This is a genomic window from Mesorhizobium sp. CNPSo 4689 (assembly GCF_057784325.1).
This window is the reverse complement of record NZ_JBWLUZ010000090.1, coordinates 1-2,117: the sequence shown is the minus strand read 5'-3', so window position 1 is coordinate 2,117 and position 2,117 is coordinate 1. Positions and strand designations below refer to the sequence as shown.

Genomic DNA, 2,117 nt, shown 5'->3' with positions numbered 1-2,117 from the left:
GCAAAGGCCGGACACGTCACGACGGCGGCGTAGTCGAGGCACCCGGCATGTACCTGTTTGGGCAAGCAGTTCCAGACACGGCGCCGGTTACGATGAGCGACCTCAGCGATCATCTCGCGCTCCTTCTTCCACGGCGGACCATGCCCGATTGACGGATCCGCGCCAGTCGCCGCATCGCGCGGTGGCCTGTCGAATTTGGGGAAACGAGACCTTCGTAGACACACCAAGGCAGTGGGCGATACACTTGCGACCAGCGTTAGCCAGAGGCGGAAGGGAATGACGAAGCAACGCGTTCAGCGGCGTCTTGCTGCTATAATGTCGGCTGACGTCGTGGGCTACAGCCGCCTCATGGGAGCGGACGAGACAGGAACACTGAGTGCGCTCAAGGAACTGCGCCGCAACTTGATAAGCCCGATCCTCACCGAGTATCGCGGGCGTCTGGTGAAGCTCATGGGCGATGGAGCATTAATTGAGTTCGCCAGTGCGGTCGATGCGGTGGACTGTGCAGTCTGCATTCAGCGCCGCGTTGCCGAACGAAATCTCGCAATGCCCGATAGCGCGTCGATCTCCTTTCGGATTGGTGTGAACGTAGGCGATATCATCATCGATGGCGAAGACATCTATGGCGATGGCGTCAACGTCGCGGCGCGACTTGAAAAGCTGGCTGACCCAGGCGGCATCTGTATCTCCGGCATGGCCTTCGACCAGGTAAAAGGCAAACTCGACGCCGGGTTCCAGGACTTCGGAACTCACCAGGTAAGAAATATCGCAGATCCCGTACGGACGTATCGAGTGGTTGCGGCGAGCGTGTCGAGCCAACCGGCTGGCCCTATTCCCTTGCCGGCCAAACCGTCGATCGCCGTCCTGCCGTTCGACAACATGTCCGATGATCATGCCCAAGAGTATTTCTCGGATGGCATATCCGAAGATCTGACGACGGCACTTTCGCGTTTCGAATGGTTGTTTGTTATCGCGCGCAACTCCGCCTTTACCTATAAGGGCAAGGCCGTTGACGTGAAGAAGATTAGGCGGGAGCTCGGGGTCCGGTATATTCTCGAAGGCAGTGTGCGCCGGGCCGGTGACCGCGTGCGAATCAACGCTCAGTTGATCGATGCGGAGTCAGATCGCCATGTATGGGCACAGCGATACGACCGCAAGATGGATGATCTCTTCGAGTTGCAGGACGACATCGTGGCCAGCATCGCGTCGGTAGTCGGACCCGAAATCACGTTGGCTGAGATCGAGCGGGCGCGAGGAAAACGGCCGGACGATCTCGGTGCATGGGACCACTATTTGCGGGCGATCGCCGCCTATCACAGGATGACGAAGCAGGATGTGGAAGCGGCGATTGCCGATCTCAGAAGAGCGATCGAGATCGACCCCGATTTCGCCAATGCTCACGCCCTGCTTGGTCAATGCCACGTGCACATCGGGTTGCGCGGATGGATTCGTCCGGCGCGCCTGGCCTTCGAAGAGGCCCGGCGCTGGGCGGAGAAGGCGGTTCACCTGGCGCCAACAAACCCGCAGGCCAATCAGTCTCTGGCGTTCATGCTGGCGGTGACCGGAGAGGCAGAGCAGGCCATCAGGGTGGCCCAACGGGCGATAGAGCTCAATTCGAACTATGCCGAGGCCTACGCGGTCTTGGGGCATGCCCTGGTGTTTCGTGGCGATTTGGAAGGTGGCTTGGCTGCTTGCCAAAGAGCGGAACGCGGCAACCCACGCGATTCTCGCGGAACCTGGCTATATGACGCGATGGGACACGCTTATTTCTTCCTCGGCGATTATGAAAAAGCGATCGACGTTTCGAAGAAGGGGCTTCAACAAGATCCCGCTCTGTTCGGCGCGCTAGTGACATTGGCGTGTTCCTATGCTCGTCAAGGTCGCCCCAAGGAAGCCAAGCATTACGTGGACGAGCTGCTCCGCCTGATTCCGCGCTACTCGCTGCGTGCCCTGCGGAAGAATCCAATGTTTGTTGACCCCAAGATGGCTGACGACCTCATCGAATGCATGCGCTTGGCAGGATTGCCCGACTAGCAACTGGCTTCAATTCTGATCCGACAATCGGGATAGGCGCGCAAGGTGCAATTGCGCGATCGAGAGCAATGCGGGAAGAGCCA

At 59.1% G+C, this 2,117-nt stretch carries 1 protein-coding gene; it reads left to right on the top strand.

The features are described from left to right. Nucleotides 1-276 precede the first annotated feature (276 nt). Nucleotides 277-2,034, top strand: coding sequence for an adenylate/guanylate cyclase domain-containing protein (locus AC04SI_RS33215; RefSeq protein WP_192180011.1), 1,758 nt, complete (start codon nucleotides 277-279; stop codon nucleotides 2,032-2,034). Nucleotides 2,035-2,117: the final 83 nt, after the last annotated feature.

Excerpts from the sequence above, each read along its gene's own strand:
- AC04SI_RS33215 (WP_192180011.1), top strand. The coding sequence starts at position 277 with ATGACGAAGCAACGCGTTCAGCGGCGTCTTGCTGCTATAATGTCGGCT.